Below are 15,987 nucleotides of genomic sequence, written 5' to 3'. Positions count from 1 at the left end.
TACCGGAGACCCTGGATGGCCGCAGCTGCCTTGCCGGCAAGCCGGCGCGACGACTATCGCGCCCTGTATGAATCCTTCCGCTGGGAAATCCCCCCGCATTTCAATATCGCCGAGGCCTGTTGCGGGCGCTGGGCGCGCGACCAGGCCACGATGGACCGCATCGCGGTCTATACCGAGCACGAGGACGGCCGCCGCAACGCGCATACCTTTGCCCATATCCAGGCCGAGGCAAACCGCCTGTCGGCGGCGCTGCGCGCACTGGGCGTGGCGCGCGGCGACCGCGTGGCAATCGTGATGCCGCAGCGGATCGAGACCGTGATCGCGCATATGGCAATCTACCAGCTCGGCGCCATCGCCATGCCGCTGTCGATGCTGTTCGGGCCCGAGGCGCTGGCCTACCGCATCGCACACAGCGAAGCCAATGTGGCGATCGCCGACGAGACTTCCATTGACAATGTGCTGGCCGCGCGCCCGGAATGCCCGACGCTGGCCACCGTGATTGCCGCCGGCGGCGCCCATGGCCGCGGCGACTACGACTGGGACGTGCTGCTGGCCGCGCAGCTGCCCGCCTTTACCGCCGAGCAGACCAAGGCCGACGAAGCCGCCGTGCTGATCTACACCAGCGGCACAACCGGCCCGCCGAAGGGCGCACTGATCCCGCACCGCGCGCTGATCGGCAACCTGACCGGCTTTGTCTGCTCGCAGAACTGGTATCCGCAGGACGACGACGTGTTCTGGAGCCCCGCCGACTGGGCCTGGACCGGCGGCCTGTGGGATGCGCTGATGCCGGCGCTGTATTTCGGCAAGCCCATCGTCGGGTACCAGGGACGCTTCTCCGCCGAGCGCGCCTTCGAGCTGCTGGAGCGCTACGCCGTCACCAACACCTTCCTGTTCCCGACCGCGCTCAAGCAGATGATGAAGGCCTGCCCCGAGCCGCGGCAGCGCTACGACATCAGGCTGCGTGCGCTGATGAGCGCCGGCGAGGCCGTGGGCGAGACCGTGTTCGGCTGGTGCAGCGATGCGCTGGGCGTGATCGTCAACGAGATGTTCGGCCAGACCGAGATCAACTACATCGTCGGCAACTGCACCGCCCAGAACGACGACAGCCAGCTGGGCTGGCCGGCACGGCCGGGCTCGATGGGGCGCCCCTATCCGGGCCACCGCGTGCAGGTGATCGACGACGAAGGCCGCCCCTGCGCGTCCGGCGAAGACGGCGAGGTGGCGGTATGCGCCACTGACAGCGCCGGGCATCCGGACCCGGTGTTCTTCCTCGGCTACTGGAAGAACGAGGCCGCCACCGCGGGCAAGTACACCGAGCGCGACGGCCTGCGCTGGTGCCGCACCGGCGACCTGGCGCGCGTCGATGCCGATGGCTACCTGTGGTACCAGGGGCGTGCCGACGATGTGTTCAAGTCCTCGGGCTACCGCATCGGGCCCAGCGAGATCGAGAACTGCCTGCTCAAGCATCCGGCGGTGTCCAACTGCGCCGTGGTGCCCTCGCCCGACCCCGAGCGCGGCGCCGTGGTCAAGGCCTTCGTGGTGCTGACGCCGTCGGTGGCGCGCTCGTTCGACGGCGACGCGGCGCTGGTCACGGAGCTGCAGGCGCATGTGCGCGGCCAGCTGGCGCCGTATGAATACCCGAAGGCGATCGAGTTCATCGACCAGCTGCCGATGACCACTACCGGCAAGATCCAGCGGCGCGTGCTGCGCTTGCTGGAGGAAGAGCGCGCGGGCAAGCGCGCCTAGGCAGGAAAGACCCGCTCGCAGAGGAAATCGACCAGCGCCCTCACCTTGGGCGAGGGATGCCTGCTCGCCGGCCAGAGCACATGAAAGGCCTTGGCCGGCCCCACATGGCCAGCCAGTACCTGGCACAGGCTGCCATCGGCCAGCTGCTCGCGGATGGCGAAATCCGGCAGGCAGGCAATGCCCAGGCCGCGCAGCGCAAAACACAGGCGCGTTTCGATGTTGTTGCAGATCATCGATGTCGGCAGCGCCAGCTCGGGCTCGCCCGGCGCGCGCCGCAGCGGCCAGGCCTCTAGCTTGCCGGTATGGGGAAAGCGGTAGTGCAGGCAGGCATGGCCAGCCAGGTCGGCAGGCACCTTCGGCGTGCCACGCTGCGCCAGGTACTCGGGCGATGCCACCAGCATTGCCTGGAACGCACCCAGCCTGCGCGCCGACAGGCGCGAGTCGGCGGGCTCGCCGGTGCGGACCACCGCATCGAAGCCCTCCTCGATGACATCGACCAGTTGATCGGTGAAATCCAGGTCCAGCTCGATGTCCGGATACGCGCGCATGAAATCGCCCAGCACGGGCAAGACCAGTGAACTGACCAGCGGCAGGCTCACCCGCAGGCGGCCGCGCGGCGCCGCGGTGGCTTCGGCCAGTTCCAGCTCCGCCGCTTCGATCTCGGCGAGCACGCGGCGGCTGCGCTCCAGGAACAGCGTGCCTTCGGCGGTCAGCGTCACGCTGCGCGTGCTGCGGTGGAACAGCCGTACGCCGAGCCTTTCTTCCAGCCGCGCCACGCTCTTGCCGACGGCGGAGGCCGACACCCCCAGCAAGCGCCCCGCCGCGACAAAACTGCGGGTCTCCGCCACCTGCACAAACACTGCGAAGCCACTGAGGCTGTCCATGATGCCCTCCGATTGCGGACACAAAGTTCCGGAGAAAAAGGAACTGTAGCCCACTTTTTCTTTAATGGCCGGGTCCTTATCGTGAGCGGGTCGTTCATTGAACAAGGAATCCGCTGTGTCCCTCCCCGCGATTGCACCGCGCCCAGGTGTGTCCCATGTATCCCCCGCGCCCCTGAATGCGCACATCGACGCCGTGGTCCGGCAGGCGCTGGAGCAACGGCGACTGGTCGGCGCCGTCGTGCTGGTCAGCCGTGACGGCGAACTGGTCCACCAGCAGGCGGCAGGCCTGGCCGATCGGGAGAGCGGACAGCCGATACGCAGGGACGCCGTCTTCCGGCTGGCTTCGGTAAGCAAGCCGATCGTCTCCGTAGCTGCACTGGTGCTGGTGGCACAAGGCCGGCTCGACCTTGACCAGGGTATCGACCGTTGGCTGCCCGAATTCCGCCCGCGCCTGGCCGATGGCCGGCCGGCACGCATCACGGCGCGGCAGCTGCTCAGCCATACCGCGGGGCTGGGCTATCGCTTCTTCGAGTCCGGCGAAGACGGACCCTATGCCCGCGCCGGTGTTTCCGACGGCATGGACGACACGACCATCAGCCTGGCGGAGAACCTGCGGCGCATCGCCAGCGTGCCCTTGCTGTACGAGCCGGGTAACGCGTGGGGCTACTCGCTCGCGACCGACGTGCTGGGCGCGCTGATAGAGCGCGTCCATGGCACGCCGCTGGACACCGCAGTGCGCCAGCTGGTGACCGGCCCGCTGGGCATGGACGACACCGGCTTCGTGGCACGCGATGCGCACCGCGTGCCGACCCCATATGTGAATGACAACCCGCACCCGCACCGCCTGCGCGAAGGCGAAGCCGTGCCCGTGCTCGAAGGCACGGTTGGCATTCCCTACAGCCCCGCCCGCATCTTCAATGCGCGGGCCTTCCCGTCCGGCGGGGCGGGCATGGCGGGCACGGCGCAAGACTTCCTGCGCTTGCTGGAGACCTTGCGCCAGGGCGGCGGCGCGTTGCTGCCATCCGCCCTGGTCGAAGACATGGCGCGCGACCAGACCGGCGGCCTGGACCTGCCCGATGCGCCGGGAACCGGCTTCGGGCTGGGCTTCTCGGTGCTGCGCGATCCGCGCCGGGCGGGTTCCCCGGAAGCCGCCGGCACCTGGCGCTGGGGCGGGGCCTACGGCCACGCCTGGTTCGTCGACCGCAGCCAGGGGCTGAGCGTGGTGGCGTTCACCAACACGCTGTACGAGGGCATGTCCGGCCGCTTTGTCACCGATCTGCGCGACGCGGTCTACGGTGTCGCCCCCGCTGCCGCGTAACCATCCGCGCAACGCATCACCCCTTATCAAGGCGCCAACATGACCACAGCCACCAACACGCTTGCGAACGATGCACAGCAGGGTGCGCAGCCTGCGCGGCTACCGCTTCCGGCACTGCTTGCGCTTGCCGTCGCAGGCTTCATCACCGTCCTGACCGAGGCCTTGCCGGCGGGGCTGCTGCCGCAGATCGGCGCGGGCCTTGCCATCTCCGAGCCGCTTGCCGGTCAGCTCGTCACCGTCTACGCCTTCGGTTCACTGGTGGCCGCCATGCCGCTGACGGCAGCCACGCAAGGGCTGCGGCGACGGCCGCTGCTGCTGCTTGCCATCGCGGGCTTTGCCGTCGCCAACGCCGTGACGGCCTGGTCCGGCAACTATGTCCTGACGATGGCGGCGCGCTTCCTTGCGGGGGTCTCGGCCGGCCTGCTGTGGGCGCTGCTGGCTGGCTATGCCGCGCGCATGGTTCCCGATCACCTCAAGGGCCGGGCCATTGCTGTCGCGATGGTTGGCATCCCCCTGGCCTTGTCGCTGGGCGTGCCATCCGGGACCCTCCTCGGTGCCCTCATGGGCTGGCGCGCGTGCTTCGGCATCATCAGCGTGCTGACGCTGGGCCTGATTGCCTGGGTGCTGGCCAGCGTGCCGGATTTTGCCGGCCAGCCCGCCGGCCAGCGGCTGCCGATCGCGCGCGTGTTCACCGTGCCGGGCGTGCGTCCCGTGCTGTTCGTGACGCTCGCCTTCGTGCTGGCGCACAACATCCTCTACACCTATATCGCGCCGTTCCTGCGAGCCGGCAACGCCGGGGCACGGCTTGATCTGGTCCTGTTCGTGTTCGGCGTGGCCTCGCTCGCCGGCATCTGGATCACCGGCGTGCTGATCGACCGGTGGCTGCGGGCGCTGACGCTGGCCAGCACGCTGCTGTTCGGGCTTGCGGTGCTGGCGCTTGGGGCCGGAGGCGGGCACCTGGCCGTGGTCTATGCCGCGGCCGCGATCTGGGGCCTTGGCTTCGGCGGCGTCTCCACGCTGTTCCAGACGGCGCTGGCAAAGACCGCCGGCAAATCCGCAGACGTGGCCCAGTCGATGCTGGTCACGGCCTGGAATATTGCCATCGCCGGTGGCGGCGTCATCGGCGGGCTGCTGCTCGATGGCTTCGGGATCGGCGCGTTCCCGCCCGTGCTGGCTGCCCTGCTCGCCGCCACTTGGCTGGCGGTCTGGTCGGCGCGCAGGCATGGCTTTCCTCCGCGCGGCTAAGGTACAGGACGGCAGGCCTAACCGGCCGATGCCTCCAGCCAGGCCAGTTCCTCTTCATCGAAGCCCGCCGCGCGCCGCGCCTCGAGATTGAACGGCCCGCGCAGCTTCGGCGCGCGGTACCGCCCGGCCAGCTGCGCGTAGGTGGCAACGGGGTCCAGGCCGCGCTGCGCGCACAGCCAGCGGTACCAGTGGTTGCCGATGGCGACGTGGCCGACCTCGTCGCGCAGGATGATGTCGATGATGGCCGCGGCGGCGTGATCGCCGGCGCCGGCCAGTCTGGCGCGCACCGGCGGCGAGGCATCGAGCCCGCGCGCCTCCAGCGTGCGCGGCACCAGCGCCATGCGCGCGAGCACGTCGCCGGCGGTCTTGTCGGTCATCTCCCACAGGCTGTTGTGGGCAGGGAAATCGCCGTAGGCCGCGCCCAGCGTGCCAAGGTGGTCGGCCAGCAGCGTGAAGTGGTACGCCTCTTCATCGGCCACGCGCAGCCAGTCGCGGTAGTAGCCAGGCGGCATTCCGGCGAAGCGCCAGGCCGCGTCCAGCGCCAGGTTGATGGCATTGAACTCGATATGGCACAGCGCATGGATCATCGCCGCGCGCCCGGCCGGGGTATGCAGCGAGCGGCGCCGCTCGACGTCCTGCGGCGCCACCAGCGGCGGCCGCGCGGGGCGGCCGGGGATGGCCTGGCCGGCATCGGCCTGGATCGCCTCGCCGGCGGCAAGCGCCTCGTCCGGCAACGTCGTCACATGGCGGTAAAGTGCCCGCGCCGCCACGGACTTCTGCCGGGGATCCGTCATGCACAGCACTGCCAGCGCCTGGTGACGCGGCGAAAGTGACGGTTCAGGCAAGGCGGCGGCGGGTGTTTTTTCTGGCATGAGCGTAAAATCCGGGTCTGCCGCCATTGTAGGGCCTGGCCGGTGCCCGACTGCCGGGCAAGCCGCGCAGTCGCCTTGGCGCCGCGCGCCCGCACCCCACCCTGGCCCTTTAAAGTCCGGCGGCAACCCCCACTTCAACAAAAGCCCTTCGTGCAGGAGACCTCATGGCGCTTTACCAGCTCGGCGACGTCAAGCCCAATATCGACAGCGATGCCTACGTGGCCCCCGAGGCCACCGTCATCGGCAACGTGACCCTCAAGTCCCGCGCCAGTGCCTGGCCCGGTGTCGTGATCCGGGGCGACAACGAACCGATCGTGGTGGGAGAGGACACCAACATCCAGGAAGGCTCGGTGCTGCATACCGACCCGGGCTGCCCGCTGACCCTGGGCGACAAGGTCTCGATCGGCCACCAGGCCATGCTGCATGGCTGCACTGTGGGCGAAGGCTCGCTGATCGGGATCCAGGCCGTAGTGCTGAACCGCGCCGTGATCGGCAAGGAATGCCTGGTCGGCGCCGGTGCCGTGGTGACCGAAGGCAAGGTCTTCCCGGACCGCTCGCTGATCCTGGGCGCGCCGGCCAAGGTGGTGCGCCAGCTGACCGACGCCGACGTCGCCAACCTGTATCGCAACGCCGAGACCTACGCCACCCGGCAGGCCATGTACAAGCAACAGCTCAAGCGGATCGGCTGACGACCGCGGCGGCACTTACCGAATCATCGACAGATTATTGTGACCGATACCACCACCCCCGACACCCTGCAGAAGTTCCTGTTCGACGCGGCTCCCGTGCGCGGCGAGCTGGTGCGCATGGAAGCCACCTGGCAAGAAGTGCTGGGCCGCCACAGCTATCCCGCACCGGTGCGCCGGCTGCTGGGCGAGATGATGGCCGCCGCGGCGCTGCTGTCGGCCAACCTGAAGTTCAACGGGGCGCTGGTGATGCAGCTGCACGGCGACGGCCCGGTGCGCATGCTGGTGGTGGAATGCCTGTCCGACCTGTCGATGCGCGCCACCGCCAAGCTGGCCGAGGACGCGCACATCGCCGACGACGCCACGCTGGCGCAGATGGTCAACGCCCACGGCCACGGCCGCTTTGCCATCACGCTGGACCCGAAGGACAAGCTGCCGGGCCAGCAGGCGTACCAGGGCATCGTGCCGCTGGCCGACGCGCATGGCCCGCTGGCATCGATCAGCGCCGTGCTGGAGCACTACATGCAGGCGTCCGAGCAGCTCGACACGCGCCTGTGGCTGGCGGCGGACGACCACGTCGCCGCCGGCATGCTGCTGCAGAAGCTGCCGGCCTACGGCGGCACCGCGGAAGTCGGCGAGACCGGCGCGCCGCTGGCCAGCCATGCCCGCGCGCAGGACCTGGACACCTGGGACCGCGCCGTGCAGCTGGGCGCCACGCTCAAGGCCGACGAACTGCTGGCCGAAACCCCCGACACCCTGCTGCGCCGCCTGTTCTGGGAAGACCTGCAGGCCGCCGGCCTGCGCGTGTTTGAGCCGCTGACACCGCATTTCCATTGCTCGTGCTCGCGCCCCAAGGTGGCGGGCATGCTGCAGTCGCTGGGCCAGGAAGAGATCGAAGGCATCATCGCCGAGCGCGGCCAGGTCGAAATCCACTGCGACTTCTGCGGCCTGCGCTATGAGTTTGATCCGGTCGACTGCGCCCAGCTGTTCTCGGCCACCCATATCGCCACCGGCGCCGGTGCCGGCGCGCACCAGCACCACTGAGCGGCGGGCCGGGGCGGCACGGCGGAAACAACCGCCTTGCCGTCCGGTCCAACGGCTGTACGATGGCAGCATCGAGCTGCCGCAAGCGAGCCTGAGAACAGCCATGTCCGCCCGAGCCACCCCCTCCCTGCCTGAATCTCCCGCCATCGTGCCGGCCGTGCTGCGCGGCATTGCCGCCTGCGCCGCGACCGGCGCACTGCTGCTGGCCGCCGGCTGCGCAGAGCTGCCGCGCGACGTCAACGGCTCGCCGCCCACGGCGCGGCTGGCGCCCAACGCCATCCCGCCAGCGCCGCTGACGGCCGACGACAAGCAGAAGCTCGACACGCTGAACCAGCAGATACTGCGCGAGCAAGCCGCCGCGATCGCGCTCGACCAGCAGGCCGCGGCCGCGCGCGCGGCCTATGGCTATCCGAACACCAGCTGGAACCTGTATTACGGGGGATGGGGTGGCGGCCACTGGGGCGGCGGCGTCAGCGTCGGCATGCCCGGCTGGGGCTGGGGCGGTTATCCGTACGGCTGGTGGTGACGGGCAGCCAGCGGGCTGGATCCAAGCCCACCGACAGCGAGAAGCAAGACGCCTCTTAGTGGCCGCCTCTGCCGGCGGCCGAATTCGGCGGCGGCGGCAACGGCGGCGTGGCGCTGACCTTGGGCGCCGGCGCGACAAACTGCACGAAGACCTCGCCTTCCTTCACCATGCCCAGCTCATAGCGGGCACGTTCCTCGATCGCGCCGGTGCCGTCCTGCAGGTCGGCGACTTCGCCTTCCAGCTTGGCGTTGCGCAGCTTGAGCGTCTGGGTGCGGGTGCCCTGCTCGGTCAGCTGCCGGTTCAGGTCCCACACGCGCAGCCATCCGCCCTTGCCGAGCCAGAGTGGGTACTGGATGGCAAGCAGCAGCACAAACAACAGCAGCGAAATCAGGCGCATGAAAGATGGCGGACAGGAAATTCCGCACAATGATCTGCGAACTCAGCCTAGAAGGCAATTGCCAGGCAGATTTCGATACAAAAACGGCGGCGGCCAGGGAGTCCCGGCCGCCGCCATTCCATCCGCTTGCCGTCGCTCCCGCGCAAGCGGGAACGACGGGGCAAGGTGTCAGCGCAGGTTGTAGAACGCGCCCTTGCCCGGGTAGCTGGCGATATCGCCCAGGTCTTCCTCGATGCGCAGCAGCTGGTTGTACTTGGCCATGCGGTCCGAGCGCGACAGCGAGCCGGTCTTGATCTGGCCGGCGTTGGTGCCCACGGCGATGTCGGCGATGGTGCTGTCTTCGGTTTCGCCCGAGCGGTGCGAGATCACGGCGGTGTAGCCGGCGCGCTTGGCCATCTCGATGGCGGCAAAGGTTTCGGTCAGGGTGCCGATCTGGTTGATCTTGATCAGGATCGAGTTGCCGATGCCCTTCTCGATGCCTTCCTTCAGGATCTTGGTGTTGGTGACGAACAGGTCATCGCCCACCAGCTGCACGCGCGTGCCCAGCTTCTCAGTCAGCGTCTTCCAGCCGTCCCAGTCACCTTCGGCCATGCCGTCCTCGATCGACACGATCGGGAACTTGTCGCACAGGTTGGCCAGGTAGTCGGCGAACTGCGTCGAGGTCAGCTTCAGGCCTTCGCCCTCCAGCTGGTACACGCCCTCGCCTTCGTGGTAGAACTCGCTGGCGGCGCAGTCCAGTGCCAGCAGAACGTCTTCACCGGCGCGGTAGCCGGCCTTCTCGATGGCCTGCACCACGGTGTTCAGGCATTCCTCGTTGGACGAGAAGTTCGGGGCGAAGCCGCCCTCGTCGCCCACCGCGGTGGACATGCCCTTGTCGGCCAGGATCTTCTTCAGCGCGTGGAAGATCTCGGCGCCGCAGCGCAGGGCTTCGCGGAAGCTGGTCTGCGACACCGGCATGATCATGAATTCCTGGATATCCAGGCTGTTGTTGGCGTGCGCGCCGCCGTTGACGATGTTCATCATCGGCACCGGCAGTTGCATCGCGCCCGAACCGCCGAAGTAGCGGTACAGCGGCAGGCCGGCTTCTTCAGCGGCGGCCTTGGCCACGGCCATCGACACCGCCAGCATGGCGTTGGCGCCCAGGCGGCCCTTGTTCTCGGTGCCGTCGAGGTCGATCAGGGTGCGGTCCAGGAAGGCCTGCTCGGAGGCGTCCAGGCCCATGATGGCTTCGGAGATTTCGGTGTTGATGTGCTCGACGGCCTTCAGCACGCCCTTGCCCAGGTAGCGCGACTTGTCGCCGTCACGCAGTTCGATGGCTTCGCGCGAACCGGTGGAGGCGCCCGACGGCACGGCCGCACGGCCCATCACGCCGGATTCCAGCAGCACGTCGCATTCGACGGTGGGGTTGCCGCGCGAGTCGAGAACCTCGCGACCGATGATATCTACGATTGCACTCATGAATTCCTCTCTGACTGTTGATTCTTGCTGCTGCTGATTACTTCAACCTGTGCCCGTGTCAGGCGCATGTCAAACTGCCCGACAACCCTCAGGCAGCGCCTTCCACCACGATCATGTTCATCTTTGCCGCGTGCTCGCGCGCCTTGCGGGCGGCGCGATAGGCTTCGCCGTCGTGGAACGACTTGGCGGCTTCATAGCTGGGGAATTTCAGCACCACGACGCGGGTCGGCGCCCACTCGCCCTCCAGCGGCTCGGCCTTGCCGCCGCGCACCAGCACTTCGGCGCCATGGATCTGCATGGCCTTGCTCGAAAGCACTTTGTACTCTTCGTACTGCTGGGGGTCGGTCACGTCGACGTAGGCGATGATATAGCCCGCGGCCATGGAATATCTCCCGATTTTTTGTATTGTCTTTCGATATGGTTTGTCACCACCGGCATTGCGGTGGTGACAAAACCGGGCCTGCTCAGGCGCAGGCCGGCCAGCCGAAGTTGTCTTCCAGGAAGCCGGCGCGCTTGACCAGCGTGTCCAGGTCCTTGAGCACGGCCAGCAGTTCCTTCATGCGCGACAGCGGCACCGCGTTGGGGCCATCGGACATGGCCTTGCTCGGGTCCGGGTGCGTTTCCATGAACAGGCCCGCCACGCCGGTGGCGACGGCGGCGCGCGACAGCACCGGCACGAACTCGCGCTGGCCGCCCGAGCTGGTGCCCTGGCCGCCCGGCAGCTGCACCGAGTGGGTGGCGTCGAACACCACCGGAGCACCGGTCTCGCGCATGATCGCCAGCGAGCGCATGTCGGACACCAGGTTGTTGTAGCCGAACGAGACGCCGCGTTCGCAGGCCATGAAGACATCGTCAGGCAGACCGGCTTCGCGCGCGGCATCGCGCGCCTTGTCGATCACGTTCTTCATGTCGTGCGGCGCCAGGAACTGGCCCTTCTTGATGTTCACCGGCTTGCCGCTCTGGGCGCAGGCACGGATGAAATCAGTCTGGCGGCACAGGAAGGCCGGCGTCTGCAGCACGTCCACCACGGCGGCGACGGGCTTGATCTCGTCGATCTCATGGATGTCGGTCAGCACCGGCACGCCGATCTCGCGCTTGACCGTCGCCAGGATCTCCAGGCCCTTTTCCATCCCGAGGCCGCGGAACGACTTGCCCGAAGACCGGTTGGCCTTGTCGAACGACGACTTGTAGATGAACGGGATGCCCAGTTCAGCGGTGATGGCCTTGAGCTCGCCGGCCGTATCCAGCGCCATCTGCTCGGACTCGATCACGCAAGGACCTGCGATCAGGAAGAACGGCTTGTCGAGGCCGGCCTCGAATCCACAGAGTTTCATGACTGTCTCTCCTGCTTGCCGCCGGGGCTCAGGCGCCCTTGCGCTGCTGGCTGGCCAGCGCGGCTTCGACGTAGGCCTTGAACAGCGGGTGGCCGTCGCGCGGCGTCGAGGTGAATTCCGGGTGGAACTGCACGCCGACGAACCAGGGGTGCATCGACTCCGGCAGCTCCATCATTTCCGGCAGGTTCTCGGTCGGCGTGCGCGCCGAGATCACCATGCCGGCCTTTTCCAGCGTCGGCACGTAGTGGTTGTTGACCTCGTAGCGGTGACGGTGGCGTTCGTTGACCTCGGCGCCGTAGATCGTCGCTGCCTTGGTGCCTTCCTTGACCGGCACGCGCTGGGCGCCCAGGCGCATGGTGCCGCCCAGGTCGGAATCGGCCGAGCGCTGCTCGACCTTGCCTTCGCGGTCAACCCACTCGGTGATCAGCGCGACCACCGGGTGCTCGGTTTCAACGTTGAACTCGGTCGAGTTGGCATCGGTCATGCCGGCCAGGTGGCGGGCAAACTCGATCACGGCCAGCTGCATGCCCAGGCAGATGCCCAGGTAGGGGATGTTGTTCTCGCGGGCGTACTGGATCGCGCGGATCTTGCCTTCCGTGCCGCGCTTGCCGAAGCCGCCCGGGACCAGGATGGCGTCGAGCGGGGCCAGCACTTCGAGGTGGCCCGATTCCAGTTCCTCGGAATCGATGTACTCGATGTTGACGCGCGTGGCGGTGTGCATGCCGGCGTGGCGCAGGGCCTCGATCAGCGACTTGTACGACTCGGTCAGGTCGACGTACTTGCCGACCATGCCGATGGTGATCTCGTGCTCGGGATTTTCCTGGGCGTTCACCAGCTTCTGCCACATCGACAGGTCGGCCGGCTTGGGATCCAGGCGCAGTTCCTCGCAGATCAGGCGGTCCAGGCCCTGCTCGTTGAGCATCTGCGGGATCTTGTAGATGCTGTCCGCATCCCACACCGAAATCACGGCGTCTTGCGGGATGTTGGCGAACAGCGAAATCTTGGCGCGCTCGTCGTCCGGGATCGGGCGGTCGGCGCGGCACAGCAGCGCGGTCGGCGAGATGCCGATTTCACGCAGCTTCTGCACCGAGTGCTGGGTCGGCTTGGTCTTGAGCTCGCCGGCGCTGGCAATGAACGGCACCAGCGTCAGGTGCACGAAGGCGCAGTGGTTGCGGCCCATGCGCAGGCTCATCTGGCGCGCGGCTTCGAGGAACGGCAGCGATTCGATGTCACCCACGGTGCCGCCGATTTCCACCAGCGCCACGTCGGCCTTGCCGTCGTGCGACGCCGCGGCGCCCCTCTCGACGAAGGCCTGGATCTCGTTGGTGATATGCGGGATCACCTGCACGGTCTTGCCCAGGTATTCGCCGCGGCGCTCCTTGCGGATCACCGATTCGTAGATCTGGCCGGTGGTGAAGTTGTTCGACTTGCGCATCTTGGCCGAGACGAAACGCTCGTAGTGGCCGAGATCCAGGTCGGTTTCAGCACCGTCTTCCGTGACAAACACCTCGCCATGCTGGAAAGGGCTCATCGTGCCGGGATCGACGTTGATGTAGGGATCTAGCTTGAGGAGGGTGACTTTGAGGCCGCGCGACTCAAGAATGGCCGCGAGCGAGGCAGCAGCGATGCCCTTGCCGAGAGAAGAGACGACGCCACCGGTGACGAAGACGAATTTGGTCATAAACCGAGCTTGCCGGGGAAATCGGGATTATACATGAGAGCCCGATTCCCGCCGACCCGGAATTTGTGACAGCACCCCTCCTCGGCGGGGCTGCAACAGGGGTTCCCTGTGTGTTGCGGCGCATGCGCCGCACGCCTCCCGCATGCCCCCGCTACGCCCGCCTCAGCGCCCCTCGCGGCGCATCGCGCCGATCAGGTCGCGCACCAGCTGCGCCGTCTCCTGCGGCCGCTCCATCGGGTACAGATGGCCGCCTTCGATAAAGCGCAGGTTCGGGCCGACCAGCTTGCGGGTGGCACCCAGCCCGCACTGACGCACCTCACGCGAACGGGTGCCGGCGACAAAGCCGACCGGCACCGGCGCGCCGCGCGCCACCTTGCGCCCAAGGCTGGTCGGCAGCGTGCGGTAGATCCAGTATTCGACCTCGCGGTCAAAGCGCAGCCGCCGCTCGTTGTCCTTGCCGGTCGGCTCGGTGCCGTGGATGGCGTAGTCGCGCAGCACTTCCTGGTCCCACACCGCGAAGTTGGGCTTGGCGCGGAAGTGTTCCCAGACCGCCTCGGCATCCGGCCAGTGGGTGCGCCGGTTCTTGGTCACTGCTGCCGGGCCGGGCTTTTCGTCCATGCCGAACATCTGGGCGGTCTTCAGCAGCGAAGCACGCCAGCCGGCAATGATCGGCGAATCCAGCATCACCACGCCGCGCACGCGCTCCGGGCGCCGCAGCGCCGCCATCAGCGACAGGAAGCCGCCCAGCGAATGGCCCACCAGCCACACTGGCTCGCGGTACTGGCGGTCGACCTCGCCGAGCAGCTCCTCCACCAGGTGCGGCCAGCCGCGCGTCACCGGGAATTCAGGCTTGTGCCCGTAGCGGTCCACGGCGCGGAATTCGAAGTCGCCGTCCAGTTCGCCAAACAGCTTGCGGTAGGTGGTCACCGGAAAGCCGTTGGCATGGGAAAAATGAATGATCTCGCGCATCGCTTGTTTCTCGCTCGGCCCTCAGTCCTGGGTACGCGACGGATTGCGCTTGGCGCGCACCGGCTGGCCCCAGCGGTCGGCCTCGCCGGGACGCGCCAGCGAGAATTCGGCGGGCGCGGCCGGATCCCACTCCGGGTTGTGGATCTCGCCGAAGACCTGGCGCAGGCGCTGCCCCCAGGTATCGCGGATCATGCGGAAGTAGGCGTTGCGCTCGTCGATGTTGACGAAGCGCGTCACGCACAGCGTATCGGCCTCATAGACCAGCAGGTCCAGCGGCAAGCCGACCGAGATATTCGACTTGAGCGTCGAATCCATCGAGATCAGCGCGCATTTGACCCCCTCGGCCAGCGGCAGCGACGGGTGCACCACGCGGTCGACGATGGGCTTGCCGTACTTGGCCTCGCCGATCTGGAAGTAGCAGTTCTCGGGCGTGGCCTCGACAAAATTGCCCGCCGCGTAGATGTTGAACAGGCGGACACGCTCGCCGCGCACCTGGCCGCCGAAGATCAGGCTGACATTGAATTCGATGCCGGCATCGCGCAGCGCATGCGCGTCGCGCTTGTGCACCTGGCGCACCGCCTCGCCGACGATGGAAGCGGCCTCGAACATGTCGCGAGCGGTCCACAGCGAGCGCTTCTCGTCATGGTTCTCGGCCAGAATCTGGCGCACCGACTGGCTGATCGCCAGGTTGCCGGCGGTCATCAGCACCATCACGCGGTCGCCGGGTTCTTCGAACACCGTCATCTTGCGCGACGTGGAGATGGCATCTACCCCCGCATTGGTGCGGGAATCGGACAGGAATACCAGGCCGGCATCCAGCCGCATGGCTACACAGTAAGTCATGGTCTTGTTTTGGTGTGCTTCGCGGCGGCCGGAAGTGGCCAGCCGATGGCCTGCATACCCCGGATTCTAGCGCCGGTGCCGCGGCACCGCGCCCTGTCTGGAATCAGGCACCTAATCAGGTAAAAAGCGGCGTAATACTCACATCGACTTCGAGTGTCTCGCCGGAACCCCCTTCCAGGATGCCCCTGACTGGTGCAGCCGACGCGTAATCGCGCCCCACCGCGAGGCGTATATGGCGCTCGTCGGTCAGGCAGCCGTGGGTGATGTCAACGCTGCACCACACCTCGCGCGCCGGGTCCAGGCATACGTCGGCCCAGGCATGGCTGGCCATCTCGATCGCGGCCGGATCGTAGAAGTATCCGCTCACATAGCGTGCCGGGATACCCAGCGCGCGGCACGCCGCAACCATCACCTGCGCCTGGTCCTGGCACACGCCGCTGCCCAGGCTGAAGGCCTCGGCCGCCGAGGTGCCGACGTCAGTGGTGTTGGGCTTGTAGCGCACCCGCTCCGCAATCCCCTGGGCCAGCGCCAGCAGCGCCGGAATCTCGTGCCCGGCCGCCAGGAACGGCGCGGCAAACGCCTGTATCTCCGGCGGTGCCGAGGTCAGTGGAGTGCTGCCGAGGAAGTACAGCGGCGAGACCCGCGCTTCGCCGGGGGGCGGTGCGTCGCAGAACGCATGGTGGCCGTCCCGGTCGAGGTCGCCATGCGGCGGCAGCACTTCCACCTCCCCGCTGGCTTCGAGCGAGATGGTGCTGGTCGGTCCGGCCACCGTGAAGTTGTGCACGATGTTGCCGAAGCCGTCATGCGCCGCCGACGGATTGCCAGGCGCGACCAGTTGCCAGCGGCGCACGGTCTGCAGCGGGCCCGAACGCGGCTCGAGCCGCACTTCGTGCACGCTGCGGCGCACCGGCTCGGCGTAGCGGTAAACAGTATGGTGGTGGATCTTGTATTTCACGGTATCAGGGCGCGGCGGCGGCACATGGA

Annotated in this window: 16 protein-coding genes; 6 read left to right on the top strand and 10 right to left on the bottom strand. The window is 67.5% G+C overall.

The genetic code is table 11. The annotated features are described in order from the left end of the window. The first annotated feature begins 15 nt into the window (after positions 1 to 15). Positions 16 to 1,746, top strand: a complete 1,731-nt coding sequence (locus RS901_RS12120; RefSeq protein WP_316149005.1) for an acyl-CoA synthetase — start codon at positions 16 to 18, stop codon at positions 1,744 to 1,746. Here the strand turns inward: RS901_RS12120 and RS901_RS12115 are convergent. Then, a complete protein-coding gene (locus RS901_RS12115) occupies positions 1,743 to 2,630 on the bottom strand; it encodes a LysR family transcriptional regulator (RefSeq protein WP_316149004.1) in 888 nt (295 codons plus the stop codon). The genes RS901_RS12120 and RS901_RS12115 overlap by 4 nt on opposite strands. Positions 2,631 to 2,745: 115 nt before the next feature. Here RS901_RS12115 and RS901_RS12110 point away from each other — a divergent pair, with 115 nt between their 5' ends. After that, positions 2,746 to 3,948, top strand: a complete 1,203-nt coding sequence (locus RS901_RS12110) for a serine hydrolase domain-containing protein (RefSeq protein ID WP_316149003.1) — start codon at positions 2,746 to 2,748, stop codon at positions 3,946 to 3,948. A 39-nt stretch (positions 3,949 to 3,987) separates the two neighbouring features. Further along, complete coding sequence (locus RS901_RS12105) at positions 3,988 to 5,193, top strand: MFS transporter (protein ID WP_316149001.1); 1,206 nt, start codon at positions 3,988 to 3,990, stop codon at positions 5,191 to 5,193. Between the two features lie 17 nt (positions 5,194 to 5,210). Here the strand turns inward: RS901_RS12105 and RS901_RS12100 are convergent, their stop codons facing one another. Next, positions 5,211 to 6,092 carry a ferritin-like domain-containing protein gene (locus RS901_RS12100; protein ID WP_410054106.1) on the bottom strand — a complete coding sequence of 294 codons (882 nt, stop codon included), beginning with the start codon at positions 6,090 to 6,092 and terminating at the stop codon, positions 5,211 to 5,213. 137 nt (positions 6,093 to 6,229) lie between these two features. Here RS901_RS12100 and RS901_RS12095 point away from each other — a divergent pair, with 137 nt between their 5' ends. The 3 genes from RS901_RS12095 to RS901_RS12085 all read left to right on the top strand — a co-directional run bounded on the left by RS901_RS12095 (position 6,230) and on the right by RS901_RS12085 (position 8,321). Continuing rightward, positions 6,230 to 6,754, top strand: a complete 525-nt coding sequence (locus RS901_RS12095) for a gamma carbonic anhydrase family protein (RefSeq protein ID WP_010808992.1) — start codon at positions 6,230 to 6,232, stop codon at positions 6,752 to 6,754. Positions 6,755 to 6,793: 39 nt separating this feature from the next. Then, positions 6,794 to 7,795 carry an Hsp33 family molecular chaperone HslO gene (locus tag RS901_RS12090; protein ID WP_013956146.1) on the top strand — a complete coding sequence of 334 codons (1,002 nt, stop codon included), beginning with the start codon at positions 6,794 to 6,796 and terminating at the stop codon, positions 7,793 to 7,795. Positions 7,796 to 7,898: 103 nt separating this feature from the next. Beyond that, positions 7,899 to 8,321 carry a hypothetical protein gene (locus RS901_RS12085; protein WP_316148998.1) on the top strand — a complete coding sequence of 141 codons (423 nt, stop codon included), beginning with the start codon at positions 7,899 to 7,901 and terminating at the stop codon, positions 8,319 to 8,321. Positions 8,322 to 8,376: 55 nt separating this feature from the next. Here the strand turns inward: RS901_RS12085 and ftsB are convergent, their stop codons facing one another. From ftsB to RS901_RS12045, 8 genes are all read right to left on the bottom strand, one after another. Continuing rightward, positions 8,377 to 8,718 carry a cell division protein FtsB gene (ftsB, locus tag RS901_RS12080; RefSeq protein WP_316148996.1) on the bottom strand — a complete coding sequence of 114 codons (342 nt, stop codon included), beginning with the start codon at positions 8,716 to 8,718 and terminating at the stop codon, positions 8,377 to 8,379. A gap of 168 nt (positions 8,719 to 8,886) precedes the next feature. Further along, positions 8,887 to 10,176 carry a phosphopyruvate hydratase gene (gene eno / locus RS901_RS12075; RefSeq protein WP_013956143.1) on the bottom strand — a complete coding sequence of 430 codons (1,290 nt, stop codon included), beginning with the start codon at positions 10,174 to 10,176 and terminating at the stop codon, positions 8,887 to 8,889. 88 nt (positions 10,177 to 10,264) lie between these two features. Continuing rightward, on the bottom strand, positions 10,265 to 10,558 hold the full coding sequence (locus tag RS901_RS12070; protein WP_316148995.1) for a DUF1330 domain-containing protein: 294 nt from the start codon (positions 10,556 to 10,558) through the stop codon (positions 10,265 to 10,267). A gap of 82 nt (positions 10,559 to 10,640) precedes the next feature. Beyond that, positions 10,641 to 11,510 (bottom strand): 3-deoxy-8-phosphooctulonate synthase, encoded by an 870-nt coding sequence (gene kdsA / locus RS901_RS12065; protein ID WP_010808998.1) that lies wholly within the window; start codon positions 11,508 to 11,510, stop codon positions 10,641 to 10,643. A gap of 28 nt (positions 11,511 to 11,538) precedes the next feature. After that, on the bottom strand, positions 11,539 to 13,191 hold the full coding sequence (locus tag RS901_RS12060; protein WP_316148993.1) for a CTP synthase: 1,653 nt from the start codon (positions 13,189 to 13,191) through the stop codon (positions 11,539 to 11,541). A 162-nt stretch (positions 13,192 to 13,353) separates the two neighbouring features. Further along, the gene (locus RS901_RS12055; protein ID WP_316148992.1) at positions 13,354 to 14,160 is read right to left on the bottom strand and encodes an alpha/beta hydrolase; all 807 of its coding nucleotides are present in this window, start codon (positions 14,158 to 14,160) and stop codon (positions 13,354 to 13,356) included. A gap of 21 nt (positions 14,161 to 14,181) precedes the next feature. Then, a complete protein-coding gene (locus tag RS901_RS12050; RefSeq protein WP_316148991.1) occupies positions 14,182 to 15,003 on the bottom strand; it encodes a peptidase in 822 nt (273 codons plus the stop codon). 115 nt (positions 15,004 to 15,118) lie between these two features. After that, a complete protein-coding gene (locus RS901_RS12045; RefSeq protein ID WP_316148990.1) occupies positions 15,119 to 15,958 on the bottom strand; it encodes a transglutaminase family protein in 840 nt (279 codons plus the stop codon). Positions 15,959 to 15,987: the final 29 nt, after the last annotated feature.

Origin of the sequence: Cupriavidus sp. BIC8F (assembly GCF_032465815.1) — a bacterium.
Taxonomy (GTDB): domain Bacteria; phylum Pseudomonadota; class Gammaproteobacteria; order Burkholderiales; family Burkholderiaceae; genus Cupriavidus; species Cupriavidus necator.
Note: the sequence above shows the minus strand (reverse complement) of the source record. Positions and strands in the feature narration are given on the sequence as shown.